At 64.8% G+C, this 24,309-nt stretch carries 22 protein-coding genes; 12 read left to right on the top strand and 10 right to left on the bottom strand.

The features are described from left to right. The first annotated feature begins 51 nt into the window (after positions 1-51). The 9 genes from H0241_RS07780 (at position 52) to H0241_RS07820 (ending at position 13,033) form a co-directional block, all read left to right on the top strand. Positions 52-2,616: a sensor histidine kinase gene (locus H0241_RS07780; protein WP_181056808.1), complete on the top strand. Its 2,565-nt coding sequence runs from the start codon at positions 52-54 to the stop codon at positions 2,614-2,616. Positions 2,617-2,624: 8 nt separating this feature from the next. After that, entirely contained in the window at positions 2,625-4,136 is a 1,512-nt protein-coding gene (gene tsaE / locus H0241_RS07785; protein WP_181056809.1) for a tRNA (adenosine(37)-N6)-threonylcarbamoyltransferase complex ATPase subunit type 1 TsaE, read from the top strand. A gap of 14 nt (positions 4,137-4,150) precedes the next feature. After that, positions 4,151-4,849, top strand: coding sequence for a nucleotidyltransferase family protein (locus H0241_RS07790; RefSeq protein WP_181056875.1), 699 nt, complete (start codon positions 4,151-4,153; stop codon positions 4,847-4,849). Beyond that, a complete protein-coding gene (gene addB / locus H0241_RS07795; protein WP_181056810.1) occupies positions 4,846-7,977 on the top strand; it encodes a double-strand break repair protein AddB in 3,132 nt (1,043 codons plus the stop codon). Before H0241_RS07790 ends, addB begins: the two co-directional genes overlap by 4 nt. Next, positions 7,974-11,492: a double-strand break repair helicase AddA gene (gene addA, locus H0241_RS07800; protein ID WP_181056811.1), complete on the top strand. Its 3,519-nt coding sequence runs from the start codon at positions 7,974-7,976 to the stop codon at positions 11,490-11,492. Before addB ends, addA begins: the two co-directional genes overlap by 4 nt. A gap of 73 nt (positions 11,493-11,565) precedes the next feature. Continuing rightward, the gene (gene trxA, locus H0241_RS07805) at positions 11,566-11,889 is read left to right on the top strand and encodes a thioredoxin (protein WP_181056812.1); all 324 of its coding nucleotides are present in this window, start codon (positions 11,566-11,568) and stop codon (positions 11,887-11,889) included. A gap of 131 nt (positions 11,890-12,020) precedes the next feature. Beyond that, positions 12,021-12,302 carry a cupin domain-containing protein gene (locus H0241_RS07810; protein ID WP_181056813.1) on the top strand — a complete coding sequence of 94 codons (282 nt, stop codon included), beginning with the start codon at positions 12,021-12,023 and terminating at the stop codon, positions 12,300-12,302. Between the two features lie 72 nt (positions 12,303-12,374). Then, positions 12,375-12,623 carry a plasmid stabilization protein gene (locus H0241_RS07815; RefSeq protein ID WP_181056814.1) on the top strand — a complete coding sequence of 83 codons (249 nt, stop codon included), beginning with the start codon at positions 12,375-12,377 and terminating at the stop codon, positions 12,621-12,623. Then, positions 12,620-13,033, top strand: coding sequence for a type II toxin-antitoxin system VapC family toxin (locus H0241_RS07820; RefSeq protein WP_181056815.1), 414 nt, complete (start codon positions 12,620-12,622; stop codon positions 13,031-13,033). Before H0241_RS07815 ends, H0241_RS07820 begins: the two co-directional genes overlap by 4 nt. Before the next feature lie 5 nt (positions 13,034-13,038). On the opposite strand, the gene H0241_RS07825 is transcribed toward H0241_RS07820, so the two are convergent. From H0241_RS07825 to H0241_RS07850, 6 genes are all read right to left on the bottom strand, one after another. Further along, the gene (locus H0241_RS07825; protein ID WP_181056816.1) at positions 13,039-13,458 is read right to left on the bottom strand and encodes a VOC family protein; all 420 of its coding nucleotides are present in this window, start codon (positions 13,456-13,458) and stop codon (positions 13,039-13,041) included. A 25-nt stretch (positions 13,459-13,483) separates the two neighbouring features. After that, positions 13,484-14,809, bottom strand: a complete 1,326-nt coding sequence (locus H0241_RS07830; protein ID WP_181056817.1) for a bifunctional folylpolyglutamate synthase/dihydrofolate synthase — start codon at positions 14,807-14,809, stop codon at positions 13,484-13,486. A gap of 119 nt (positions 14,810-14,928) precedes the next feature. Further along, a complete protein-coding gene (gene accD, locus H0241_RS07835) occupies positions 14,929-15,852 on the bottom strand; it encodes an acetyl-CoA carboxylase, carboxyltransferase subunit beta (RefSeq protein WP_181056818.1) in 924 nt (307 codons plus the stop codon). Positions 15,853-15,900: 48 nt separating this feature from the next. Continuing rightward, complete coding sequence (trpA, locus tag H0241_RS07840; protein ID WP_181056819.1) at positions 15,901-16,740, bottom strand: tryptophan synthase subunit alpha; 840 nt, start codon at positions 16,738-16,740, stop codon at positions 15,901-15,903. 2 nt (positions 16,741-16,742) lie between these two features. Beyond that, positions 16,743-17,963, bottom strand: coding sequence for a tryptophan synthase subunit beta (gene trpB / locus H0241_RS07845; protein ID WP_181056820.1), 1,221 nt, complete (start codon positions 17,961-17,963; stop codon positions 16,743-16,745). Between the two features lie 28 nt (positions 17,964-17,991). After that, the gene (locus H0241_RS07850; RefSeq protein ID WP_181056821.1) at positions 17,992-18,651 is read right to left on the bottom strand and encodes a phosphoribosylanthranilate isomerase; all 660 of its coding nucleotides are present in this window, start codon (positions 18,649-18,651) and stop codon (positions 17,992-17,994) included. A 111-nt stretch (positions 18,652-18,762) separates the two neighbouring features. Here H0241_RS07850 and H0241_RS07855 point away from each other — a divergent pair, with 111 nt between their 5' ends. Beyond that, positions 18,763-18,981, top strand: a complete 219-nt coding sequence (locus H0241_RS07855; protein WP_181056822.1) for a hypothetical protein — start codon at positions 18,763-18,765, stop codon at positions 18,979-18,981. A gap of 232 nt (positions 18,982-19,213) precedes the next feature. Here H0241_RS07855 and H0241_RS07860 read toward each other — a convergent pair whose 3' ends face one another. The 4 genes from H0241_RS07860 to H0241_RS07875 form a co-directional block, all read right to left on the bottom strand. Further along, a complete protein-coding gene (locus tag H0241_RS07860) occupies positions 19,214-19,972 on the bottom strand; it encodes a M48 family metallopeptidase (RefSeq protein ID WP_181056823.1) in 759 nt (252 codons plus the stop codon). A gap of 119 nt (positions 19,973-20,091) precedes the next feature. Continuing rightward, entirely contained in the window at positions 20,092-20,577 is a 486-nt protein-coding gene (locus tag H0241_RS07865; RefSeq protein WP_181056824.1) for a DUF2852 domain-containing protein, read from the bottom strand. 117 nt (positions 20,578-20,694) lie between these two features. Then, positions 20,695-21,837, bottom strand: coding sequence for a benzoate/H(+) symporter BenE family transporter (locus H0241_RS07870; RefSeq protein WP_181056825.1), 1,143 nt, complete (start codon positions 21,835-21,837; stop codon positions 20,695-20,697). 3 nt (positions 21,838-21,840) lie between these two features. Continuing rightward, positions 21,841-22,611 carry an alpha/beta hydrolase gene (locus tag H0241_RS07875; RefSeq protein WP_181056826.1) on the bottom strand — a complete coding sequence of 257 codons (771 nt, stop codon included), beginning with the start codon at positions 22,609-22,611 and terminating at the stop codon, positions 21,841-21,843. Between the two features lie 220 nt (positions 22,612-22,831). On the opposite strand from H0241_RS07875, the gene infC reads away from it, so the two are divergent. Further along, entirely contained in the window at positions 22,832-23,368 is a 537-nt protein-coding gene (gene infC, locus H0241_RS07880; RefSeq protein WP_181056876.1) for a translation initiation factor IF-3, read from the top strand. A gap of 144 nt (positions 23,369-23,512) precedes the next feature. After that, positions 23,513-24,151 carry a methyltransferase family protein gene (locus tag H0241_RS07885; RefSeq protein ID WP_181056827.1) on the top strand — a complete coding sequence of 213 codons (639 nt, stop codon included), beginning with the start codon at positions 23,513-23,515 and terminating at the stop codon, positions 24,149-24,151. Positions 24,152-24,309: the final 158 nt, after the last annotated feature.

Below are 24,309 nucleotides of genomic sequence, written 5' to 3' on the forward strand. Positions count from 1 at the left end.
GGCGCACGCAGCTGGGCGGTCTTGCATTCAGGCGGCGAAGAGGACCAAGACATGCCGGGGGAAAACCCGCCTCGCGCGGGATGGGCCGTTTCCGGCGGCCACGACGATTCCGAGATCACTGGCTCCGCCACGGCAGGCGGTGGCCTGCAGAGGCGCGTCGGCTCCCGCGTCGCGAGCTTTCTCGCCACGTCCGCGCTTGCCGGTCCGCTCACTTCATTTGCCGCGCATGCCGAGCCGGCCATTGCGCAGAAAGCCGGGCTGTCGGTCAGCGCAGTCGAGGTCATCCAGCTCGCCATGTTCGTCGGCGTCATGGGCGCCGCTCTGGTCTCGGCCATCTTCCTGATCCGCGAAAGGGCTCGCACCTCGGCGCAGAATGTCGAGCTCCGAGCCCGCATCGCCGACGTCAATGTGGCGCTGCAGCGCTCCGAGGCGCTGCTCAATCTGCGCGACCAGCGCGTGATCGTCTGGGCTTCGGAAAACAAGAAGCCCGAGCTGATCGGAACGCTACCGCTCGAAAGCGGTGCGCCGGAGGACCGCGCGGCGTTCCTCGCCTTCGGCCGCTGGCTGATGCCGCGCTCGGCGGCGGCTCTCGAAAATGCCGTCGCGGGGCTGCGTGAGAAAGCGAAACCCTTCGACCTCGTCATCGAATCGCAGGCCGGGGCGCCGCTCGAAGTGCACGGTCGCAAGAGCGCCGCGCACGTGCTGGTGCGCTTTGTCTCGTTGTCGGAAACGCAGCGAAGCCAGGCCAGGCTGAAGATCGAGAACCAGCGGCTTGCCGCCGACTACGACACCATGATCGGCCTGTTCGACGCCTTGCCGATGCCGGCATGGCTGCGCGCCGCCGACGGACGGCTGAAATGGGTCAACCGCGCCTATGCCGGAGCGGTCGAGGCCTCGAGCGCCGAAACCGCCGTGCGCGAAGCCAAGGAATTCCTCGGCGGCCAGGCGCGCGAACAGATCGCCGCGCAGCACCAATCGCGTCCGGTTTTCGAGCAGACGCTATCGACGGTGATCGAGGGCGACCGCCGCGTCTTCGCAGTCACCGATTTCGCCGGCGCCGACGGCTCGGCGGGCCTCGCCTGCGACACCAGCGCCACCGAAACCATCCGCGGCGAATATGAGCGCACGGTGCGCAGCCATGCCGACACACTCGACCAGCTCAACACTGCGGTGGCGATCTTCGACACCGACGAGAAGCTGCGTTTCTTCAACCAGGCATTCCAGAAACTGTGGGGACTGGACTCTGGCTTCCTGCACAGCGCACCCGACAATGCGCTGCTGCTCGACCGGCTGCGCAGCGAAGGCAAGATCGCCGAGCAGCCGGAATGGCGACGCTGGAAGGAGGGCCTGCTTAACGCCTACCGCGCGGTTGAATCGCAGGAGCACTGGTGGCATCTGCCCGACGGCAAGACCATCCGCGTGGTCGCCAACCCGCAGCCGAAGGGCGGCGTGACCTGGGTGTTCGAGAACCTGACCGAGAAGATGGACCTGGAAAGCCGCTACCAGACCGCGGTGAGGGTCCAGGGCGAGACGCTCGACAATCTGGCTGAAGGCGTTGCGGTGTTCGGCCCTGACGGCCGGCTGCGCCTGTCCAACCCGGCCTTTGTCGCGCTGTGGGGGCTGAGCCCGGATGTGGTCAAGCCCAACGTGCATGTCTCGGCGATCCGCGATCTCAGCGACCAGCGCGCCATCGACAGCCCGTGGGGCGGCTTCGTCGCCGCCATCACCGGCTTCGATGACGAGCGCCGCGATCGCCACGGCCAGACCGAGCTGAACAACGGCACCGTGCTCAGCTACGCCGTCATCCCACTGCCCAACGGGCAGGTGATGATGACCTTCGTCGACGTCACCGACAGCGTCAATGTCGAGCGGGCGCTGAAGGACAAGAACGAGGCGCTGCAGAAATCCGACCAGCTGAAGAACGAGTTCGTGCAGCATGTCTCCTATGAGCTGCGCTCGCCGCTAACCAACATTATCGGCTTCACCGAGCTGCTGTCGCTGCCGGCGACCGGGCCGCTCAGCCCCAAGCAGCGCGAATATGTCGAGCATGTCGGCTCGTCGTCTTCGGTGCTGCTGACCATCGTCAACGACATACTCGACCTCGCCACCGTCGACGCCGGCATCATGCAGCTCGACATTTCGGAGGTGAGCGTCGAGCGCACCATCCAGGCGGCCGCAGAACTGGTCGCCGACCGGCTGGACGAGCATGCGATCAAGCTCAAGATAGACGCCGCGGCAGCGCCGAAGAGTTTCCATGGCGACGAGACCCGGGTCCGCCAGATCCTCTACAATCTGTTGAGCAACGCCGCCAATTACGCGCCGGAGGCGAGCACGATCACGCTGGCCTGCCGCCATCTGGAGCAAGGCGTGGAGTTCTCCGTCCACGATGACGGCCCCGGCATGCCACCAGACCTGCTCGATTCGGTGTTCCGCCGCTTCGAGCCGCGCACCAATGGCGGACGCCGGCGTGGCGCCGGCTTAGGCTTGTCGATCGTCAAGAGCTTTGTCGAGTTGCATGGCGGCAATGTCCGCATCGAGACCGGCAAGGACCAGGGCACCACCGTTATCTGCACCTTCCCCGATGCACCGTCGGGCATCCGCGCCGCGGCCGAGTAGCGCGCTCGATGACTGTTGCTGTGCTGGAGCGTTTTCTCGCCGACGAGGCTGCGACGGCAAGGCTCGGCGAAGACCTGGCCATGGCCCTGCGGCCGGGCGACGTGCTGGCGCTCAAGGGCGATCTCGGCGCCGGCAAATCGACGCTGGCGCGGGCGCTGATCCGGGCGCTGGCCGACGATGCCGGCCTCGACGTGCCGAGCCCGACCTTCACTTTGGTGCAAAGCTACGACACGCGCATTCCCGTCCATCATTTCGATCTCTACCGGCTGTCCTCGGCCGGCGAGATCGACGAACTGGGTTTCGACGAAGCGCTGCTGCAGGGCGCTGCTTTGGTCGAGTGGCCGGAACGGGCGGAGGCCGCGCTGCCCAGGACGTCGATCTGGATCGAACTCGTCCATCAGGGCGAAGGCCGCATGGCGCGGCTGTCGGGCGAAGGTGCCGCCTTCGAACGCGTGACGCGATCGCTGGCGATGCGCGATTTCCTCGAAACGGCCGGCTGGGGCGAAGCAACGCGGCGGCATTTCGTCGGCGATGCCTCGGCGCGTTCTTATGAGATCGTCTCGCTCTCCGGCTTTGCGCCGCGTGTGCTGATGAACTCGCCACGGCTGGTGCTGGGACCGCCGGTGCGCGACGGCAAACCCTATGCGGTGATCGCCCATACCGCGCAGTCGGTGACCGCCTTCGTCGCCATCGACAAGGCGCTGCTGGCGCAGGGCGTCAGCGTCCCGGAAATCCACGCCGAGGATCTCGAGCAAGGGTTCCTGCTGCTGGAGCATCTGGGCTCGGAAGGCTTTCTCGATGGCAGCGGCGAGCCGGTGGCCGAGCGTTACGCGGCGGCGGCCGAATTGTTGGCGATGATGCATGGCAAGACCTGGCCACAGCGCATGGAGGCCGTGCCAGGCGTCTTCCACGACGTGCCGCCCTTCGATCGCGACGCCATGCTGATCGAGGCTGATCTGCTGGTCGACTGGTATGTGCCGATGGTCACCGGCGCCCCGGCCAGCGAGGCTTTGCGCGCCGGCTATCACAGGGAATGGAACGCGGCTCTCGACCGGTTGGACGAACGCGACTACACGCTGATGCTGCGCGACTTCCACTCGCCCAACATCATCTGGCGCGGCGACCGCACCGGTCATGACCGTCTCGGTATCGTCGATGTCCAGGACGCGCTGATCGGCCCTGCCGCCTATGACGTCGCATCGCTCGCCATGGATGCCCGCGTTACCGTTTCGCCTGAGATCGAGCAACGGACCGTGGACGCCTATGTTGCCGCGCGCCATGCCGCCGGCGGCTTCGACGAGGCGGGTTTCCGCGAGGCGTACGCAATCATGGCGGCACAGCGCAATTCGAAGATCCTCGGCATTTTCGTGCGGCTCGAAAAGCGCGACGGCAAGCCCTATTATCTGAAACACCTGCCGCGCATCCGCGACTATCTCAGGCGGGCGCTGGCGCACCCGGCGCTGTCCCAGCTGAAGGAGTTCTATATGGCGCACGGCCTGCTCGAGGAACGCACGCTGTGACCCTGACCACCGCGATGGTGCTGGCGGCGGGTCTCGGCAAGCGCATGCAGCCGATAACCGACACCATGCCGAAGCCGCTGGTGAAGATCGCCGGCAAGACGTTGCTCGACTGGGGACTGGACAGTCTCGAAGCGGCCGGCGTCGAGAAAGCTGTCGTCAACGTGCACTATCTGCCGGACCAGATCGTCGCTCATGTCGCCCACAGGCAGGCGCCGAAAATCGTCATTTCCGACGAGCGCGACGCGCTGCTGAATTCCGCCGGAGGCATCGTCAAGGCATTGCCGCTGCTGGGTGCCGAACCCTTCTACATCATCAACGCCGACACGTTCTGGATCGACAGCGGCCAGCCCAGCCTCGAGCGCCTTTCTCTTGCATGGGACGGCGCGAAAATGGATATTCTGCTGATGCTTACCGATCTCGACTCGGCGACCGGCCATAGTGTCGGCACGGATTTCCTGATGGCGCCGGATGGCGGCCTGCGGCGCTCGAAAGGCGACCCCACCGGGCTGATCTATGCCGGAGCGGCGATCATCAATCCCGGCATCTTTGAAGGTGCGCCGACAGGGGCACATTCGCTCAACGCCTATTTCGACCAAGCGATATCAGCGGGCTGCCTGTTCGGCATGCAGATGCGCGGCCGCTGGATCACTGTCGGCACGCCCGACGCCATTCCGCAGGCGGAAGCGGCGGTCGCCCTCGCAAGGGCCGTATGAGCGGCTCGCGCCGCGTCCTCTCGATCCCGCCCGGAGCGCCATTCCTGCCGACTCTGGCCGAGGCCTTGCTGGCGGGACGGCTGGTGCCCGGCTTCCGCTTCGACGGCGACCCGCTGGCGCTGGCCGATGTCACCATTTATGTGCCGACACGGCGTGCGGCACGCGCGCTGCGCGGCGCCTTTGTCGACGCGCTTTCCGGGGCCGGCCGCCGTTCGGCGATCCTGCCGGTCATCCGCCCGCTCGGCGAGTTCGACGAGGACGAAGCCGCCTTCGACGCCGGCGCGCCCACGGAGCTCGAGATGGCACCGCCGATCGCGGCCACCGAATGCCTGCTGCTTCTGGCGCCGCTGGTACGGGCGTGGAAGCGTACCTTGCCGGCGCATGTGCTGGCTATGTTCGACGAAGAGATCGTCGTGCCGGCCTCCGCCGCCGATGCGATCTGGCTGGCGCGCGACCTTGCCCGGCTGATGGATGAGATCGAAACCGAAGGCACCGATTGGACCAGGCTTGCCGATCTGGTGACCGGCAATCTTGCCGGCTGGTGGCTGGTGACGCTTGATTTCCTCCGCATCGTCACTGACGCCTGGCCGAAATTGCTGGAGGAGCGCGACCGCTCCAACCCGGCCGCGCACCGCAATGCATTGATCCGGCGCGAGGCGAAGCGGCTGGAACGCAACCCGCCCAAAGGCCCGGTGATCGCCGCCGGCTCGACCGGTTCGATCCCGGCCACGGCGGAACTGCTTGCCGCGGTCGCCGGCCTGCCCAACGGCGCCGTGGTGCTGCCCGGTCTCGATGGGATGCTGGACGAGCTGTCCTTTGCGGCGATTGCAGCGCCAGGCGCGCGGCCTGCTTTGCTCGGCCATCCGCAATACGGCATGGCCAAGCTGATCGGCAAGATCGGTGTGCTGCGCGGTGATATCGATGAGGTGGTGGCAGCAGCGCCCGTGCTGGCGCTGCGTGCTGCCCTTGTCGGCGAGGCTCTGCGGCCGGCGGAAACCACCGAATTATGGGCCGAGACCCGCATCCGCTTCGAGGCCGGCGACGTTGCCGACGCCTTCGCCGATGTGACGCTCGTGGAAGCCGCCAGCGAACGCGACGAAGCTGTGGCGATCGCCATTGCGCTGAAGACCGCTGTCGAACAGCCGGGGCAGCGGGCAGCCCTGGTCACCGGCGATCGGGCCTTGGCACGACGCGTTTCGGCCGAGCTGTTGCGCTTCGGCGTCACCGCCGACGATTCCGGTGGCACGCCGCTCGCCAACACCCCGGCCGCCAGCCTGCTGCGGCTCACACTTCAAGCCGTATTTCGGCCCGGCGATCCCGTCGGCCTGTTGTCGCTGCTCAAGCATCCGCTGCTTGGTCTCGGCCTCGAGCGAACCGGTGTGCGCCATGCCGCCGAGCTCATCGAACTGGTGGCGCTGCGCGGCGGCACCGGGCGCCCCGACATCGCCTCGCTGGCGACGCTTTTCGAGGTCCGTCTCGCTGGCCTGAGCGGCGACAAGCGCCAGCCCTTCTGGTTTTCACGCCTGAGCGTGCGCGGCATCGAGGAAGCCCGCGAGCTGCTGAGCCGGCTCGCGACGGCGCTGGCGCCGCTGACCGCCTTTCGTGGCGAAGAGAACGCCGATCTCGTCGCGCTGACCAAGGCGAGCGTCGCCGCGGTGGAAAATCTCGGCCGCACGGCCGATGGCAGTCTCGCCGAACTCTACGCTGGCGATGCGGGCGAAAAACTCGCCGAACTGCTGCGTGGCGTGGTCGCCGCCTCGGCGTCCTTCGACTTCGCCGCCGACGAATGGCCCGATGTGATGGATGCGCTAGTGGCACCGGAGACGGTCAAGCCAGGGCAAGGCACAGACCGCAACATCGCCATCTGGGGGGCGCTGGAAGCGCGGCTGCAGAATGTCGACACGCTGGTCATTGGCGGGCTCAACGAAGGGGTGTGGCCGCGCAAGCCGGAAAGCGACCGCTTCATGTCGCGGCTGATGAAGACCGGCATCGACCTTGAGCCGCCGGAGCGACGCATCGGTCTTGCCGCCCACGATTTCCAGATGGCGATGGGGGCGAAGAAAGTGGTGCTGACGCGCTCCGCCCGTGCCGGCGACGCGCCGGCCGTGCCGTCACGCTGGCTGCAGCGCATCCTCACCTTCATCGGCAAAGACCCTGCGACCGTGCTGCGCGGGCGTGGCGACGAGCTGCTCGCCTGGGCTCGCGCTCTGGATGCCGGCGAGCGGCAGCATTTCGCGCCGCGGCCACAGCCGAAGCCGCCGCTTTCTGTCCGGCCGCAACATTTCTCGGTCACCGAGATCGAGACGCTGCGTCGCGACCCCTATGCGGTCTATGCCAGGCGCATCCTCGGCCTCCTGCCGCTCGAGCCGGTGATCCGCGACCCCGGTGCCGCCGAGCGCGGTACGCTGTTTCACGATATATTGCACCTGTTCTCGACCGAGGTTGCCGACCCGCGCGTGCCGGAAGCTCTGGAGAGGCTTATCTCGGCCGGCCGCAGATGCTTTGCAGATGTAGCCCTTCCCGCCGATGTCGAGGCCGTGTGGTGGCCGCGCTTCGAAAAACTCGCCGCCAACATCATCGAATGGGAGCGCGGCCGGGCTCCCGCCGTCGCCCGGCGGCATGCCGAGGAGCGCGCCGAAAAGAGCACTGTCGGCCGCACGGGCGTGACGCTGTCCGGCTATGCCGACCGCATCGACCTTTTAGCCGGCGGGATGGCCGACATTCTCGACTACAAGACAGGCTCCTCGCCGTCCAAGGCGCAGGCGCACACGCTGCTGGCGCCGCAGCTGGCGCTCGAAGGCGCGCTGCTTCGGCGCGGCGCCTTCAGAACCCTTGGCGCCCGCGAACCCTCGCAGCTTGCATTCGTGCGGCTGAAGCCGAATGGTGAAGTGTTCGAGGAATCCATCCTCGACTACAACCGCCAGCCCAGGACCGCCGAAGACCTTGCCGAAGAGGCCTGGGCGCGGCTGGAAAAGCTGCTGGTCCACTATGCCGATCCGGCGACCGGCTATTTGTCGCGGGCACTGCCGTTTCGCGAGGGCGAGAGCGACGGCGATTACGACCATCTGGCCCGCGTGCTCGAATGGTCGGCCGGCGGCGACAGCGATGACGAGGCGGGGGAGGCATGAAAAAGGCCTATCCCATCCCCAGCGAAACCGCCGCCAGCCAGGCGCGCGCCTCCGACCCGAAGAACTCGGCCTGGGTGTCGGCCAATGCCGGCTCAGGGAAAACCCATGTGCTGGCGCAGCGCGTCATCCGGCTGCTGCTCAACGGCACAGATCCGTCGAAGATCCTGTGCCTGACCTATACGCGGGCGGCCGCCGCCAACATGTCGAACCGTGTGTTCTCCACCCTGTCGGAATGGACGGCGCTGGGCGATGCCGAGCTTGCCACAAAGATTGAGGCGCTGGACGATCGCCGACCCGACCGCGACACCATGCGCCGGGCGCGCCGGCTGTTTGCCGAAGCGCTGGAGACGCCGGGCGGGCTGAAGATCCAGACCATCCATGCCTTCTGCGAATCGGTGCTGCACCAGTTCCCACTCGAGGCCAACATCCCGGCGCATTTCGAATTGCTCCATCCGCAGATGGAGGCCTCGCTGTTCGCCGCCGCGCGCCGCGACATGATTTCGGGGACGTCCGCCGGAGACGCCGGACTGGCCGAAGCGTTCGCCACCGTGCTGGAACGCGGCGGCGAACACGGGCTCGACGCGCTGCTCGCCGAAATCGTGCGCAAGCGCGACGGCTTACGCGGCTTCATCGATGCGGTGAGGCGCGAGGGCGTAGGCTTTCAGGCCCTGTTCGACGAATTCCATTTCCGCGCGGGGCAGAGCGCCGAAGACATAGCGGCATCGGTCTGGCCGCTGCCGGGTTTCCTGCCGGACTTCTTCGCAGTGTTCGCCAGCGCCGCCGAAGCCGCCGACGCGCGCACCGTGCTCAACAATCTCTTGCCCTATGCCCGCTTGGCCTTTGCCGAGACAGACCCGATCCGCCGGCTGCAGATGCTGGGCAAGGCTTTCCTCAAGGCGGATGGCGCCCCCTATGATCCCGCCAAGGCGTTCAAGAAGGCGTTGCTCGACCGGCTGCCCGATCTTCCCGAACGCTATCTGACGGCCGTCAAGGCGATAACAGAGGTCTCGGACCGGCTGGCGTTGTTCAGAATGCTGGAAGGCACGGTCGCGGCGCTGACCATCGCCGACTGGCTGATCGTGCGCTACGAGCGCCTGAAGCGCGGTCGAAGCTTCCTCGACTTCAACGATCTGATCACGCGTACCGTCAATCTTCTGGCGCGGCCGGATGCCGGACCCTGGGTGCAGTACAAGCTCGACCAGGGTATCGACCATATCCTGCTCGACGAGGCGCAGGACACCAGCCCCGACCAATGGGAAGTGGTGAAGCGGCTGGCGGAGGAGTTTTTCGCCGGCCACGGCCAGCGCGGCACGGCCAATCGCACGGTGTTTGCCGTCGGCGACGAGAAGCAGTCGATCTACTCGTTCCAGGGTGCGGCGCCAGATTCCTTTGCCGACAGCCGGCTGTTGTTTGCCGGACGCGTGCGTGATGCCGAGGCTTCGTTTGCCGACCTCAAGCTGACCTGGTCGTTCCGCTCGACCGACGACGTGCTTGCCGCCGTCGACCGCGTCTTTGCCGATCCGGGCGTGCGGCGGGGCATCAGCCACGACCCCGATCCGCTCGACCACAAGGCGATCCGCAACGACGCGCCCGGCTATGTCGAGGTCTGGCCGTCGCTCGGCGCCGATGCTGTCGAGGAGCCCGACGACTGGACGTTGCCGGTCAACCACGCCAGCGCGCCGGCGGTGCGGGTGGCCGAACATGTGGCGGCGACCATCCAGGCCTGGCTCAAGGACCGCGAGATCATCGAGGGCAAGGGCCGCAGACTAAGGGCCGGCGACATTCTGGTGCTGGTGCGCAAGCGCGACCGCTTCGTGCATGCACTGTCGCGGGCACTGAAAGACCGCGATATCCCGGTCGCCGGCGCCGACCGGCTGAGCCTGCCCGGCCACATCGCGGTCAAGGACCTGATCGCGCTCGGCCATTTCCTCATCCAGCCGCAGGACGATCTGTCGCTCGCCGCCGTGCTGCGCAGCCCGATCTTCGACGTGTCGGAAGAGACGCTTTTTGCGCTTGGCGCGGGAAGGCCGGCCGCGACATCGCTGATCGCATCGCTGCGGCAGCATGCCGGCGACAATGCCGCGCTGGTCGCTATCGTGACCCGGCTCGACGGCTGGGCCAACGAGGCGGCGTTCCGGCCGGTGTTCGAATTCTATGCCGGCGTGCTGGCGCGCGACGGCCTGCGCAAGAAGATGATCGCCCGGCTCGGCCCGGAGGCCGGCGATATTCTCGACGAGTTCCTGAGCTTCTGCCTCGCCGAGGAACGGACGGGACTGCCGGGACTGGAAGCCTTCCTGGCGACGCTGGAGAACACCGGCCCGGAGATCAAGCGCGAGATGGACCAGACGCGCGACGAGGTTCGCGTCATGACCGTACACGCCGCCAAGGGCCTGGAAGCGCCTGTCGTCTTCCTGGTCGATGGCGGCTCGGCGCCGTTCAGCGACCAGCATTTGCCGCGGCTGATGCCGTTCCAAGGGTCGGGCCGCAACTTAGACGGCAAGGGCTACCTCTGGCGCTCGGCCGCCGATGTCGCCAACGACTTTTCCAAGGCGGCTTCCGCCCGGGCGCGGGAGCTTGCCGACGACGAATACCGCCGGCTGCTCTATGTCGGCATGACGCGCGCCGAAGACCGGCTGATCGTCTGCGGCTATCACGGCAAGCGCTCACCCAGCACCGGCACATGGCATTCGATCGTCAGCCGTGCGCTGACCGGCGCGCCGGAAAGCACGGAGCGCAGCCACCCCGCCAGCGGCGAGCCGGTGCACCGCTTCGTCATGACCAAGCTGCCGCCGGTGGCGCTGGCCGCCGCCGACGAGATCCGACTGCCGCAACAGGTTTTGCCCCTGCCGGCGAACCTGTTTCGGGCCTTGCCGCCTTATGAGGAGCTGCCGCGCCCGCTGTCGCCCTCCGGCGCCTCGGCCCTGGTCGACGAGGGCAAGGAGGCTGTCGTCGATACGCGCTCGCCGGTACTCGACAGCGAGGCGGAGCCCGGCTTTGCGGTGATGCGCGGGCTGGCGTTGCACAAGCTGCTGCAGATGCTGCCCGGCTTCGCCGAGGACAAACGGCAAGGCGCGGCGGGGCAGTATCTAAGCCGTGCCGGCGCCGACTGGACTGAAGCCGAACGCAGCAAGGCGCTGGCCTCGGTGATGGCGATCCTTGGGGATTCGCGTTTTGCCGAACTGTTCTCGCCCTCGTCCCGCGCCGAAGTCGCTGTTATGGGCAGTCTCGTGGTGAAGGGCAGACTGCGCTCGATCTCCGGCAAGATCGACCGGTTGGCGGTGACGCCGCAAAAGGTCTCGATCGTCGACTACAAGACCAACCGGCCGGCGCCGGCGGGCCTGGCTCAGGTGCCACCGGCCTATGTGCTGCAGCTGGCGCTCTACCGCGCGCTGCTCAAGCCGCTTTATCCTGGCCGCGCGGTGACGGCAGCGCTGCTGTTTACCGAAGCGCCGAGGCTGATCGAACTGCCGGCCGAGGCCATGGACGACGCCCTTGCCCGACTCACGGGAGCGTGACACAAGTTCTGCTTGAAGAAGGGCTGCTCAACCACCACATTTGGTGCGAGATAAATTTCGAAAGGATTTTCGCATGGCCACCGTCAAGGTCGACAGGAGCAATTTTCAGGCCGATGTGCTCAACGCCAAGGAGCCGGTCGTGGTGGATTTCTGGGCGGAATGGTGCGGCCCGTGCAAGATGATCGGTCCGTCGCTGGAAGAGATCGCCAATGAACTCGGCGGCAAGGTCAAGATCGCCAAGCTGAACATCGACGAGAACCCCGAGCTTGCCGCCCAGTTCGGCGTGCGCTCGATCCCAACGCTGATGATCTTCAAGGGCGGCGAAGTGGCCGACATGAAGGTCGGTGCGGCGCCGAAGACCGCGCTGTCGCACTGGATCAATGGCAGCCTCGCCTGATCTGACAGAACTCCCGATATCGAAGCCCGGCCCTCGCGCCGGGCTTTTCTTTGGCGTCATCGCCCGACCGCCTCTGGCCCTCGCATCGGCGCACTCCATGTCATCTGCTGAAGCAGGAACAGGAGAGACCCATGACCGGATCCGCCAAGGCCACCGTCTTCATCGACAATGAGCGCGTCATCGTCACCGAATACCGCTTCCAGCCCGGTGACAACACCGGCTGGCACCGGCATGGCCACGACTATGTCGTGGTGCCACTGATGGACGGTAAGGTGAAGCTGGTGACCAAGGATGGAGACTCCTTCGCCGAGATGAAGAAGGGCGCGCCCTATTTCCGCAAGGAGGGCGTCGAACACGACGTCATCAGCGCCAATGAGGGCGAATACGCCTTCATCGAGATCGAGCTGAAGTGATGGCACGCCATCATCTGCCATCTTGATGGCAAGGAATGATGAGGCTATATCTTTCTCAAAAGGGAGTTTGAAATGGCCGAACCCCAGCTTTCAGTCCGCAGCGCAAAAGCACGAGATCTTGCGCATCGTCTCGCTCGTCGCGAAAACCGCTCAATAGCCGATATCGTTGAACGCGCGCTTGAGTCCTATGAGATTCGGGAGACCGGGCGAGAACCGGCATCCGCCTTCTACTCCCGCCTGACGGCAAGCGTTGGCGTCGACATCGATCTGGAGGAAATCATCCGGGAAAGCCGCACGGTCCATACAGGGCCGGAGCTTTGATTTTCGTCGACACCAATGTAATTTCGGAGACCCTTAGAAAGGTGCCTGACGCGGCTGTCATGGCTTGGCTGGTCCGCAACGATGCCGAACTGGCTCTCCCCACAGTGGCGATTGCCGAAATTGCTTTCGGCATCCAAAAGATACGGCCTGATGAGCGCGCCGATCGGCTGGAGCAAGGTCTCTCCCAATGGCGCCATCGCTTTGCCGGCCGCATTTTTGGGCTGACAGAGGAGGCGGCTCTGGCTTATGGCGAGATTATGGGAACCGCTACGCGCCAGGGCCGGGGCATGTCGGCACCCGATGGCATGATCGCAGCGATAGTGCGCGTGAATGGCGGTCGGCTGGCAACACGTAATCTCAACGACTTCGGCCCGGCCAACCTTGAGCTGATCTCGCCTTGGGATTTCTAGACTAGTCACCAGTCGGCTATGCGGTCGCCGCCGGTGAATTGCGCGCTTTTTGCGGTGTATTCGAACAGCTCGATCTTCACGCCGTTGGGATCGCGGATCCAGGCCTGAAACGTGTCGTCGCAGGCGTGTTTCTTGGCCGTGACGTCGATGCCTTTCGCGCTGATATGGGCGATCGCCGCGCCGATGTCTTCGACTTCCAGGCAAAAGTGGTTGATCTGGTTCTGCTCGCTGTATTCAGTGCCGTCCTTCTGGAACACCTCGACATGGCTGCGGCCGCCGCAATTGAGGTAGAAGCCGAACACCTTGCCGTCGCGCAGGAAATTGAACTGCGTGTCGAGGCCGAGCACGTCGCGGTAGAAGCTTCGCGTCGCCTCCAGATCATGCGCGAAGATGCAGACATGGGCGAGCTGCTTGACCTTGATCATGTTCGCCTCCTCGCAACGATTGGCCTCAGGTCGGCGGCGTGCCATTATCGGCCAGCACCGCGCCGGCGAGATACAAGGAACCGCCGATCAGGATGCGTGGCGCCGGCCCATCCCAGGTGTCGCGCAGCAACATCAGCGCGCTGGCGACGGAGCTGACCGGCTCGGCGGTGAGGCCGGCTTCCGTCGCGCGGACCGCCAGCTCGTCATTCGGTACGCCGGCGTCGCTGAGGCTCACCGGCACCGTGTAGACGTGACGGACCAGACCCTTGAAGGCATGGAAATAGCCGCTCTGGTCCTTGGTGTTGATCATGCCGGAGATGAGGAACAGCGGCCGCGGGTTCTTTTCCTCCTGCTCGGCCAAAGCTTCGGCAATGACCACGCCGGCGCCGGGATTGTGGCCGCCGTCGAGCCAGATGTCGGAACCTTTGGGCGCCAGCTCCGCCAGCTTGCCCTGTGCCAGCTTCTGCATGCGGCCCGGCCAGGCGACTTTGGCCATCGCCTTTTCCGTGGCACGGTGGCTGATCTCGAAGCCGGCGGCCTTGACCGCGGCAATCGCTGCCGCCGCATTGGCGAACTGGTGGCGTCCGGGCAGGCGCGGCGGCGGCAGGTCCATCAAGCCGTCCTCATCCTGATAGACCATGCGGCCGTTTTCCTCGAAGGCGAGGAAATCCTGGCCGTAGACGAAGGTCGGGCAATCGAGCCGCTCGGCTGTTTCGATCAGCACCTGCAGCGCCGTCTCGCTCTCCTGCGCGCCGATGACCACCGGGCAGCCGCGCTTCATGATGCCGGCCTTTTCGGCGGCGATCAGTTCGACCCGGTCGCCGAGATAGGCCTCGTGGTCCATCGACACCGGCATGATCACCGACACCGCCGGCCGGGCGACGACATTGGTGGCGTCGAAGCGGCCGCCAAGGCCGACCTCGATGATGGCGGCAGCGGCCGGGTGCTCGGAAAACAAGATGAAGGTGACGGCGGTGAGGATTTCGAAGACGGTGATCTTCTGGCCTTCATTGGCCCGGGCGACGCGGGCAATGGCTTCGGCGAAGGTCTCGTCGTCGACCAACCTGCCGCCGCCCTCGGCGGCCAGCCGGTAGCGCTCGGCCCAGTTCACCAGATGCGGCGAGGTGTGGACATGGACGAGATGGCCGCCGGCTTCGAGCAGCGCGCGCGAAAAGGCCGCGCACGAGCCTTTGCCGTTGGTGCCGGCAATGTGGATGACCGGCGGCAGCCGGTCCTGCGGATTGCCGAGGCGTTCGAGCAGCCGCGTGATGCGGTCGAGCGAAAGCTCGAAACCTTTCGGATGGAGCGCCATCAAGGCGTCGATTTCGCGGTCTGCGGCAAGTGTGGTCATAAGGGAATCCTAGCGCATGACCCCGAAAACCGGAATCGGTTTTCGGAAAGGATCATGGGCAACAAAAATACTGCGCGAAACATCGCGCGCAATCACTGATAGCGGCCAGGAATGTCGCGTCAGGCCTGCGGCCGGGCTTCGGTCGGGATGACTGCCGGCGGCAGAATTTCCGGCTCCAGCGGCTTTTGCTCGGGGACCTTGAGCAGCATCTTCAACAGCCGCGCAATCGTTCCGCGCAGTTCCAGCCGCGACACCACCATGTCGACCATGCCGTGCTCCATCAGATATTCGGAGCGCTGGAAACCGTGCGGCAGTTTTTCGCGGATGGTCTGCTCGATGACGCGCGGGCCGGCAAAGCCGATCAGCGCGCCGGGCTCGGCGATGTGGACATCGCCCAGCATGGCGTAGGAGGCGGTAACGCCGCCGGTGGTCGGATTGGTCAAGACGACGATGTAGGGCAGGCCGGCTTCCTTCAGCCGGTCGAGGCCGACCGTGGTGCGCGGCAATTGCATGAGCGACAGGATGCCTTCCTGCATGCGGGCGCCGCCGGAGGCGGCAAACAGGATCAGCGGCCGCTTGCGCTGCAAGGCGACCTCGAAAGCATGCACGATGGCGTCACCCGCAGCCATGCCGAGCGAGCCGCCCATGAAGGCGAAATCCTGCACGGTCACCACAACCGGCAGGCCTTCGACCGTGCCCAGCGCGTTGACGATGGCGTCTTCCAGGCCGGTCTTGGCCTTGGCGTCCTTCAGCCGGTCGGTGTAGCGCTTCTCGTCGCGGAACTTGAGCGGGTCCTGCATGACCTTGGGATTCTCAAGCTGCTCGTATTTGCCGTCGTCGAAGAAGAATTTCAGCCGCTCCTTGGCCGAGATCTTCATGTGATGGCCCGATGACGGAATGACGAACTGGTTGGATTCCAGGTCCTTGTGGAACACCATCTCGCCAGTCTCGGGATCCTTGATCCAGAGATTTTCGGGCATGTCGGTGCGCCGGCCGAGCATCGAATTGATCCTCGGGCGAACGTAATTGGTGATCCAGTTCATCGCTTCGGCTCCTGTCCTGACGAAGAGTTGGCTGAAGAGGTAGGAGAACTATTCGGCAGCAGCAAGGCGAGCCGAACGCACGCCTTGCGACAGGCCGCTGACCAAAGTGGCGACAGCTTCTGCCGGGTCGGCGGTCTTTTCGCCCTTCGGCCCCAGCACATTGGCCACGGCATTGACGATGGCGGTGCCGACGACGACACCATCGGCGTTGGCGCCGATGATGCGCGCCTGTTCGGCGGTCTTGACGCCGAAGCCGACGCAAACCGGCAGGTCGGTGTGGCCCTTGATGCGCTTGACCGCCGCGGCAACCTTGCCGGTGTCGGCCAGAGCCGATCCGGTGATGCCGGTCATCGAGACGTAATAGACGAAGCCTGAGGTGTTCTGCAGCACTTTGGGCAGGCGCTTGTCATCGGTGGTCGGCGTTGCCAGGCGGATGAAGTTGATGCCGGCCTTCAGCGCCGGGATGCAGAGTTCCTCATCCATTTCCGGCGGCAGGTCGACGACGATGAGCCCGTCAATGCCGCTCGCGATCGCGTCCTTGAGGAAGCGGTCGACGCCATAGATGTAGATCGGGTTGTAATAGCCCATCAGCACGATCGGCGTTTCATTGTCGCCAGCGCGGAAATCCGCCGCCATCTGTAGCGTCTTGACCAGCGTCTGGCCGCCTTTCAGCGCACGCAGGCCGGCTGCCTGGATCGCCGGGCCATCGGCCATCGGATCGGAAAACGGCATGCCCATTTCGATGATGTCGGCACCCGCCTTGGGCAGCGCCTTCATGATCGACAAAGCGGTGTCATAGTCCGGGTCGCCGCTCATGAAATAGGTAACAAGCGCCGGGCGTCCCTCGGCTTTCAGTTTTGCCATGCGGCGGTCGATGCGGGTCACCATGATCAGATCTCCATGCCCAGCATCGAGGCCACCGTGTGCACGTCCTTGTCGCCACGTCCCGACAGATTGACGATAACGATCTGGTCCTTGTCCATGGCGGGCACGATCTTCACCGCATGGGCGATCGCGTGCGCGGATTCCAGCGCCGGGATGATGCCTTCGACACGCGTCGTCAGCTTGAAGGCTTCCAGCGCTTCGTCGTCGAGGATCGGCACATATTCGACGCGTCCGCTGTCACGCAGCCAGGAATGTTCCGGGCCGACGCCGGGATAGTCGAGGCCGGCCGAGATCGAATGGCCGTCCAGGATCTGGCCGTCGGCATTCTGCAGCAGATAGGTGCGGTTGCCGTGCAGCACGCCGGGCGCGCCGGCATTCATCGAGGCGCAGTGCTCGATGCCGTCGAGGCCACGGCCGCCAGCTTCGATGCCGATGATGCGGACGTCCTTGTCGTCGAGGAAGGGGTGGAACAGGCCGATGGCGTTGGAGCCGCCGCCGACAGCGGCGATGATGGTGTCGGGCAGCCGGCCTTCCTGTTCGAGGATTTGCGCGCGCGCCTCGATGCCGATTACCGACTGGAAGTCGCGCACCAGCTCCGGATAGGGATGTGGGCCGGCAGCGGTGCCGATGAGGTAATAGGTGTCCTCGACATTGGTCACCCAGTCACGCAGCGCCTCGTTCATGGCGTCCTTCAGCGTGCCGTGGCCGGCGGTGACCGGCCGCACTTCGGCGCCGAGCAGCTTCATGCGGAAGACGTTGGGGCTTTGGCGGGCGACGTCGGTGGCACCCATATAGACGACGCAGGGAAAGCCGAAGCGCGCCGCGACGGTGGCTGCGGCAACGCCGTGCTGGCCTGCGCCGGTTTCGGCGATGATGCGCTTCTTGCCCATGCGCTTGGCCAGTAGGATCTGGCCGAGGCAGTTGTTGATCTTGTGCGAACCGGTGTGGTTCAGGTCCTCACGCTTGAAGTACACCTTTGCGCCGCCGAGATGTTTTGTGAGCCCTTCGGCGAAATACAGTTTTGACGGCCGCCCGGCGTAGTGGGTCGAGAGATTGGTCAGCTCAGCCTTGAAATCCGGATCGTTCTTGACCTCGTTCCAGTGCCGTTCGAGGTCGAGGATCAGCGGCATCAGCGTCTCGGCGACGAAGCGGCCGCCGAAGATGCCGAACATGCCCTGCTCGTCGGGTCCGGTGCGGAAGGAATTGGGTGTCGCCGGCTGGTCCATCGCCGATCTCCTGGTTCGAAAGAATTATTCAGGCGGCGCGGTCGTCGCGCGCGGCCCTGACGGCCCGGAAAAACTGCTCGATCAGCGCCGGATCCTTGACGCCCGGAGCGCTTTCCACGCCCGACGAAATGTCTATTGCGGGCGGATTGGCTGACCTCAAGGCGTCGCCGATATTGGCGGCGTTGAGCCCACCGGAAAGCATGTAATCGAGCCCGGCGTCAAGGCCGGCCAGAATGCGCCAGTCGAAGGCGACGCCATTGCCGCCCGGCAGTTGCGAGCCTTTCGGCGGCTTGGCGTCGAACATGAAACGGTCGGCAATGCCGATGAACGGCTTTATCCGATCGAGATCGGCGGCCTCGCTGACGGAGAACACCTTCATCACCGGCAGGCCGTAGCGGGCTTTCACTTCGGCTACCCGCTCCGGGGTTTCCGAACCGTGCAGCTGCAGCATGTCGGGGCGCATTTTGACGACGATCTCGTCTAAGAAGGCGTCATCGGCGTCGACGGTGACGGCAACGGCCCTGGCCTTGCCGATCGCCGCCTGGCGCAAGCGTCCGGCTTCGGCGGGCTCGACATAGCGCGGGCTCTTGGCGAAGAAGATGAAGCCGACATGGCTGGCGCCGCCGGCCAATGCCGCGGCCATTGCCTCATCGGTCTTCAACCCGCAGATCTTGATGTCGAGCGCCATGGCGCGGGGATTGGCACGAAAAGCCCCAAGAGTCGAGAAAAAGCATGTTGTTTGCCGCAGCGGGGGAACGCGCTACCTTCTTGTGAAGACATAGCAGGCGGGAGAAAGATCATGGCAGACGAAACCGTCGCCCAACTCAAGCAGAAGATGGCGCAGGCGCGCGAGGTCATCGCCCATCTCATGGACAAAGCCGCCTTCAACGGCGCGGAGGCGCACCGGGCGCTGGATTATTTCGGCGGCGATGAGTTCGAGCAGAATTTCCTGCCATGGCCACGCCATGGAGATGAAGGATTGCGGCCGGATGAGCTCAATGCGGCGAATGATGATTGAAGGGATAATTACGAACAGCCGGAGGGACAGCACCCCCTCTGGCCTGCCGGCCATCTCCCCCGCAAGGAGGGAGATTAGGCGCACAGCCGCTTTCGCCAATCTTCAACATAGCAGGAACTAGTGAGGTCGCCGAAGCTGCCGATCTCCCTCCTTGCGGGGGAGATGCCCGGCAGGGCAGAGGGGGGTGTGAAGGATCGCCACAAACGGATACCTCCCGCCGCTTCAACCAACTCTAATCAAAAACAATCGCCTGCAACGCGCCGCCGTTGCGCTTCAGCCAGTCCTTGCAGCGGTCGGTGTCGGGACAGAGCTGCTCGCACAGTTTCCAGAATTTCGGGCCGTGGTTCATCTCCTTGAGATGCGCCACCTCATGCGCGACGAGGTAGTTTATCACAGGCGTCGGCGCCATCATGATGCGCCAGGAGAAGGACAGATTGCCGTCGGAGGTGCAGGAGCCCCAGCGGCTCGACGTGTCTTTGAAGCGGATCGCCTTGGCGCGCTTGCCGAGCGCCTCGGTGTGTCTGATCACCAGCTTCTCGATCTCCTTCTTGGCCTCGCGCTTGAGGAAATCGGCGATGCGGCGCGGCAGATGGATGCGCTCGCCATGCACGATCAGCAGCGGGCCGCGCTCGTCGCGCGAGACGGTGACGGTGCCGCGCTTCGACGGTTCGTGGATAATGCGATGGGCAACGCCGCGTATCGGGATCTTGATGCCGGGGCGAACCTGCGGCCGTGTCGGCACCTTGGCCAGCCGCTGTTCCAGCCAGTCCTGATGGCGATGCAGGAATTTTTCCACCTCGCCGCGGCGCAGGCCCGGCGGCACGGTGATGCGCAGGCCCTGGCCGCCGGAATCGATGCGCAGCGTCAACCGCCGTGCCCGGGCGCTCTCGACGATCCTGAGCGGCAGCGTGCGGCCGGCAACGACATGCTCTCGCTCTTCGACAGGCGAGGGCTTTGGTTTGGTCAGGTTGCGAAAGAAGCCGAAGGACATGGCTGAACGATACGCGATTCGAGGAAAACGACCAGTGGAGCGAACGCGAAAAGAGAACAAAAAAGAAACGGCGCCGCTCGCGCGACGCCGTCTCTCATGCCAAGGCCTGTCGCGCGGCCTCAGTCGTCAGGCAGGTTCGGACCCTTGCGCTTCGGAGTCGCGGGCTTGGCCGTTTCGGTCGAGCCCTTGGTCGTCGGTGCCGTGGACTTGTTGCGGTTGGCCATGAAGCGGTCGAACTCGTCCTGGTCCTTGGCGCGGCGCAATTCGCGGGCATAGTCGTCGAACTCGCTCAGCATCTCGTCGAGCTTGCGACGCTCTTCGGCGAGGCGCTCGAGTTCCTTCTCGCGCCAGTCGTCGAAAGCGACGTTGCCGGTGCGGGCAGAACCATGGCCCCAGCGCGCGGCCTTGTCGGAACCGCGGCGGCAGCCGGCGAAGATGCCGTCGGTGGCGCGGTTGACGTCGCGCTTGAAGCCGTCAAGCCGGTCGCCCCAGATGATGTAGGCGAGCATGGCGAAGCCAAGCGGCCAGAACACCATGAAGCCGATCACCATCAGCGCGATGGTCGCCGGCGTCCAGGCCGGGCGGATCAATGCGGATGTGTTCATTTTCTCCCATTCCTTCGGTTGGAGACAGCCAAACCCGGCTGCGTCGAATCGAAATGGGAAGACAAAAACCGCGATTCAAGACAATGCCGGCCAAAACCGGACAAGGGTCTGAAATGATTATCGCTTTTTGAGTGCTTCGAGGAAAAGCACGACCAGCCCGGCGACCAGGCCCCAGAATGCGGCGCCGACGCCGAACAAGGTCAACCCTGACGCGGTGACGACGAAGGTGACCGTGGCGGCCATGCGCTGGCCCTCGTCCTTGAGCGCGATCGACAGCGCGTTGGCGAGCGACCCCATCAGCGCCAGGCCAGCCACCAGCACGATCAGGCTCTGTGGCAGCACGGCGAAGATCGCCACCAGCGAGGCGCCGAAGATGGCGAAGACGAGATAGGCTAGAGCGTAGAACGGGCCGGTCTTCCAGCGCTCGGCGGGGTCGGGATGGACATCCGGCCCCGTGCAGATCGCCGCCGAGATCGCCGCCAGATTGGTGGTCGAGCCGCCAAACGGCGCCGACAGCAGCGAGAACAGGCCGGTGACGCCGATCAGCGGGCCGGGTTCGGGGTGATAGCCAGCGGCACGCAGCACGGCGAGGCCCGACAGGTTCTGCGAGGCCATGGTGACGAGGTAGAGCGGCAGCGCCAGGCCGATGATGGCGGCGGCGCTGAAATGCGGCGCAATCAGCGTCAGCGTCGACAGTTCCGGCGTCGGCAGGCCGCCGACGCGGCCGGTGAGGAAGGCGGCAATGCCGCCGCCGATCAGCACCGCCAGCACCGACAGCGCCGGGTTGAACAGGCGAATGACGAAGAAGGCCGCGATCAGCGGCAGGATCAGCCAAGGGTCGACGGGAATGGTCTTGACGGCATTGAGGGCGAAGGTGACGACGATGCCGGCCAACATGCCCGAGGCCACCGACGCCGGTATCCTTGCTATCAACTGGGTTAGCGGCTTGAACAGGCCGGTGGCGATCAACAGGATGCCGGTGACGATGAAGGCGCCGACCGCATCGGCCATGGTAAAGCCGCTCGACGCCGCCATCAGCGCCAGGCCCGGTGTCGACCAGGCGGTGATGATGGGCATTTTCGTGCGCCAGGACAGCCACAGGCACTCGATCGCCATCGCCAGGCACAACGCCGTCACCCAGCTCGCGGTTTCTGCCTGAGTCGCGCCAACCGCCTTGGCGGCGGCAATGACGACAGCCAGCGTGCCGCCGAAGCCGACGATTGCCGCGACAAAGGCGTGTATCGGGATTGAAATGCGCATGTCCTACCCTGCCCGCTGGACCATTTCGCCCACGGCTCTCAGCAGCATGTCGAGATCCTGCGGCCGCGACAGGCGGTGGTCGCCGTCGGGAATGAGCGACAGCGTGACGTCGTCGGCCGGCAGCAGGGAGACCAGCTTCAGCGCATGGCTCGTCGGCACATCGGCATCGGCCAGACCCTGCAGGATGTGGACGGGACAATGGGTGTCGATCGGGCCGGTCATCACCCGGTTGTTGCGGCCGTCCTCGATCAGCGCGCGCGTGTAGATGTAAGGTTCGGCCGAATAGTCCGACGGCTCTTCGAAGAAGCCCTTCTTCTTGAGGTCGCGCTTCTGCGCCTCGGTCAGCGTCGGCTCGACCAGCTCGGTGGTGAAATCCGGCGCCGGCGCGAGCAGCACCAGGCCAACGATAGTGCTGTCGCCAGCCTTGCGCAGCTCCTGCACCATGCGCAGCGCAATCCAGGCGCCCATCGAGGAGCCTACGAGGATCTGCTTGCCCTTGGTAAAACGCCGGAAGACGGCCAGGCTCTCGCCGAGCCATCTCGAGATGGTGCCGTCGGCAAAGGCGCCGCCGGATTCGCCGTGGCCGGAATAGTCATGGCGCAAGAAGGCGCGGCCTTCCCTTGCCGCCCAGTCCGCCAGCGCCTCGGCCTTGGTGCCCAGCATGTCGGATTTGTAGCCGCCGAGCCAGACAATGCCGGGCGTCAAGCCCGCCGCATGGCGCGCCGCGATGCTGATTCCCTGGACATCCAGAAGGGTTGGGGTGGTCGCGGTCATGGCGATCTGTCAGTCCTGATTTTCCTCGCCGGTCTTTTGGCACAGGCAAAGGCAAGCCGGAAAGTGCTCGCTATATCCTTTGTTTGGTGCAGGCCTGCGTTCAGGGTGATTTTCCGTTAGCGCTGTGCTATTGACTCCGCCCGCGCGCTCACCACATTGGCGCGTCCTGAATATTTCTAGATTTGAAACCCTGAACGAAACGGCCAAGGAGACCACGACCATTCGCAGACCTTTCAAAGCAGCGGCGCCCACCAAGGATGGCCCGCGCTCCAACCGTGATATCCGGGTTCCCCGGGTCCAGCTCATCGACGCCGAAGGCCAGAACCGAGGCGATGTCTCCATCAACGACGCATTGCTGCTCGCCGAAGAGGCCGGGCTCGATCTGGTCGAGATATCGCCCAATGCGGTGCCGCCCGTCGTAAAAATCCTCGATCTCGGCAAATTGAAATACGCCAACCAGAAGAAGGCGGCCGAAGCGCGCAAGAACCAGAAGGTCATCGAGATCAAGGAGATCAAGATGCGCCCGAACATCGACAGCCATGACTATGACACCAAGATGAAGGCCGTTCGGCGCTTCTTCGAGGAAGGCGACAAGGTCAAGCTGACGCTGCGCTTTCGCGGCCGCGAGATGGCGCATATGGAACTCGGCATGCAGCTCCTGAACAAGGTGCGCGAGGAAACGGCAACCATCGCCAAGGTGGAGGCCGAGCCGAAGCTCGAAGGCCGCCAGATGATGATGGTGCTGGCCCCGCGCTAGATCACGATCTGTTCAGGCGTGCCAATAGCGCTCTAAATCCGCCTGAATCCTGCTACATGGCGTCCCGGCGATCGGCGGGACGCCTGTTTTCTTGTCCAGACGCTGCGATCGCCGGCAAAGCTTTTCCACGATCGGATTCCCGACATGGCCAATGAAATCAAGCCTGCGCCCGTCAAGGAGCTGGGCGGCTACCAGCACATGCGCCGCATGGTGCTTGCCGTGCTGGTGGTGGTGCTGTTTGCCGCCCTGCTCTTCGGCCAGTCGACCTTTCCACCGGAGACCCCGGTGCACGAAACGATCGAGATGTTCGGCGTGCTGTTGATCTTCCTTGGCGTCGTCGGCCGCTTGTGGTCGACACTCTATATTGGCGGGCGCAAATCCTCCGAAGTCGTCACCGGCGGACCTTATTCGATCACCCGCAACCCGCTCTATGTGTTCTCGACCATTGCTGCCGCCGGCGTCGGGGCGCAGATCGGCTCGTTCTCCGGCGTCGTCCTGTTTGCGCTTCTCTGCGCCGGCGCCTTCCACATCGTCATCCTGCGCGAGGAGAAGTATCTCAAAGGATTGCTGGGTGCGCCTTACGAAGCCTATCTGGCGCGGGTGCCGCGCTTCTTTCCCAATCTGTCGCTCTATCAGGAGGGCGATACCGGCAGCTTCAAGCCGCGGCTTTTGCTGACAACCTTGCTCGACGGCCTGGTGTTCCTGGTGGCGTTGCCGGTGTTCGAGACCATCGACGGCGCCCAGCAATCGGGCATTCTGCCGGTATTGTTCCGGCTGCCTTGATATCGGACAGAGCGTCGCAGCGCCTGAGGTGTGTCAGTAGCTAATCAAGTTGTCCGGTTTTGGTAGCACATGATCTGTCCGCTTCTGTTTTGCGTCGAAGCGGTTCACGCGACTTGCCTGATGGGGCAGGTGTCTTGGATTGCGGCGCCGTCAGGCAT

The organism is Mesorhizobium neociceri (genome assembly GCF_013520985.1).
Taxonomy (GTDB): Bacteria; Pseudomonadota; Alphaproteobacteria; order Rhizobiales; family Rhizobiaceae; genus Mesorhizobium; species Mesorhizobium neociceri.

Excerpts from the sequence above, each read along its gene's own strand:
- H0241_RS07865 (WP_181056824.1), bottom strand. The coding sequence starts at position 20,577 with ATGAACACATCCGCATTGATCCGCCCGGCCTGGACGCCGGCGACCATC.
- trpA (WP_181056819.1), bottom strand. The coding sequence starts at position 16,740 with ATGGTGACCCGCATCGACCGCCGCATGGCAAAACTGAAAGCCGAGGGA.
- H0241_RS07870 (WP_181056825.1), bottom strand. The coding sequence starts at position 21,837 with ATGCGCATTTCAATCCCGATACACGCCTTTGTCGCGGCAATCGTCGGC.
- H0241_RS07885 (WP_181056827.1), top strand. The coding sequence starts at position 23,513 with ATGGCCAATGAAATCAAGCCTGCGCCCGTCAAGGAGCTGGGCGGCTAC.
- addA (WP_181056811.1), top strand. The coding sequence starts at position 7,974 with ATGAAAAAGGCCTATCCCATCCCCAGCGAAACCGCCGCCAGCCAGGCG.
- tsaE (WP_181056809.1), top strand. The coding sequence starts at position 2,625 with ATGACTGTTGCTGTGCTGGAGCGTTTTCTCGCCGACGAGGCTGCGACG.
- H0241_RS07850 (WP_181056821.1), bottom strand. The coding sequence starts at position 18,651 with ATGGCGCTCGACATCAAGATCTGCGGGTTGAAGACCGATGAGGCAATG.
- H0241_RS07790 (WP_181056875.1), top strand. The coding sequence starts at position 4,151 with ATGGTGCTGGCGGCGGGTCTCGGCAAGCGCATGCAGCCGATAACCGAC.
- trpB (WP_181056820.1), bottom strand. The coding sequence starts at position 17,963 with ATGGACCAGCCGGCGACACCCAATTCCTTCCGCACCGGACCCGACGAG.
- H0241_RS07875 (WP_181056826.1), bottom strand. The coding sequence starts at position 22,611 with ATGACCGCGACCACCCCAACCCTTCTGGATGTCCAGGGAATCAGCATC.
- addB (WP_181056810.1), top strand. The coding sequence starts at position 4,846 with ATGAGCGGCTCGCGCCGCGTCCTCTCGATCCCGCCCGGAGCGCCATTC.
- H0241_RS07815 (WP_181056814.1), top strand. The coding sequence starts at position 12,375 with ATGGCCGAACCCCAGCTTTCAGTCCGCAGCGCAAAAGCACGAGATCTT.
- H0241_RS07825 (WP_181056816.1), bottom strand. The coding sequence starts at position 13,458 with ATGATCAAGGTCAAGCAGCTCGCCCATGTCTGCATCTTCGCGCATGAT.
- accD (WP_181056818.1), bottom strand. The coding sequence starts at position 15,852 with ATGAACTGGATCACCAATTACGTTCGCCCGAGGATCAATTCGATGCTC.
- H0241_RS07830 (WP_181056817.1), bottom strand. The coding sequence starts at position 14,809 with ATGACCACACTTGCCGCAGACCGCGAAATCGACGCCTTGATGGCGCTC.
- H0241_RS07860 (WP_181056823.1), bottom strand. The coding sequence starts at position 19,972 with ATGTCCTTCGGCTTCTTTCGCAACCTGACCAAACCAAAGCCCTCGCCT.
- H0241_RS07810 (WP_181056813.1), top strand. The coding sequence starts at position 12,021 with ATGACCGGATCCGCCAAGGCCACCGTCTTCATCGACAATGAGCGCGTC.
- trxA (WP_181056812.1), top strand. The coding sequence starts at position 11,566 with ATGGCCACCGTCAAGGTCGACAGGAGCAATTTTCAGGCCGATGTGCTC.
- H0241_RS07855 (WP_181056822.1), top strand. The coding sequence starts at position 18,763 with ATGGCAGACGAAACCGTCGCCCAACTCAAGCAGAAGATGGCGCAGGCG.
- H0241_RS07780 (WP_181056808.1), top strand. The coding sequence starts at position 52 with ATGCCGGGGGAAAACCCGCCTCGCGCGGGATGGGCCGTTTCCGGCGGC.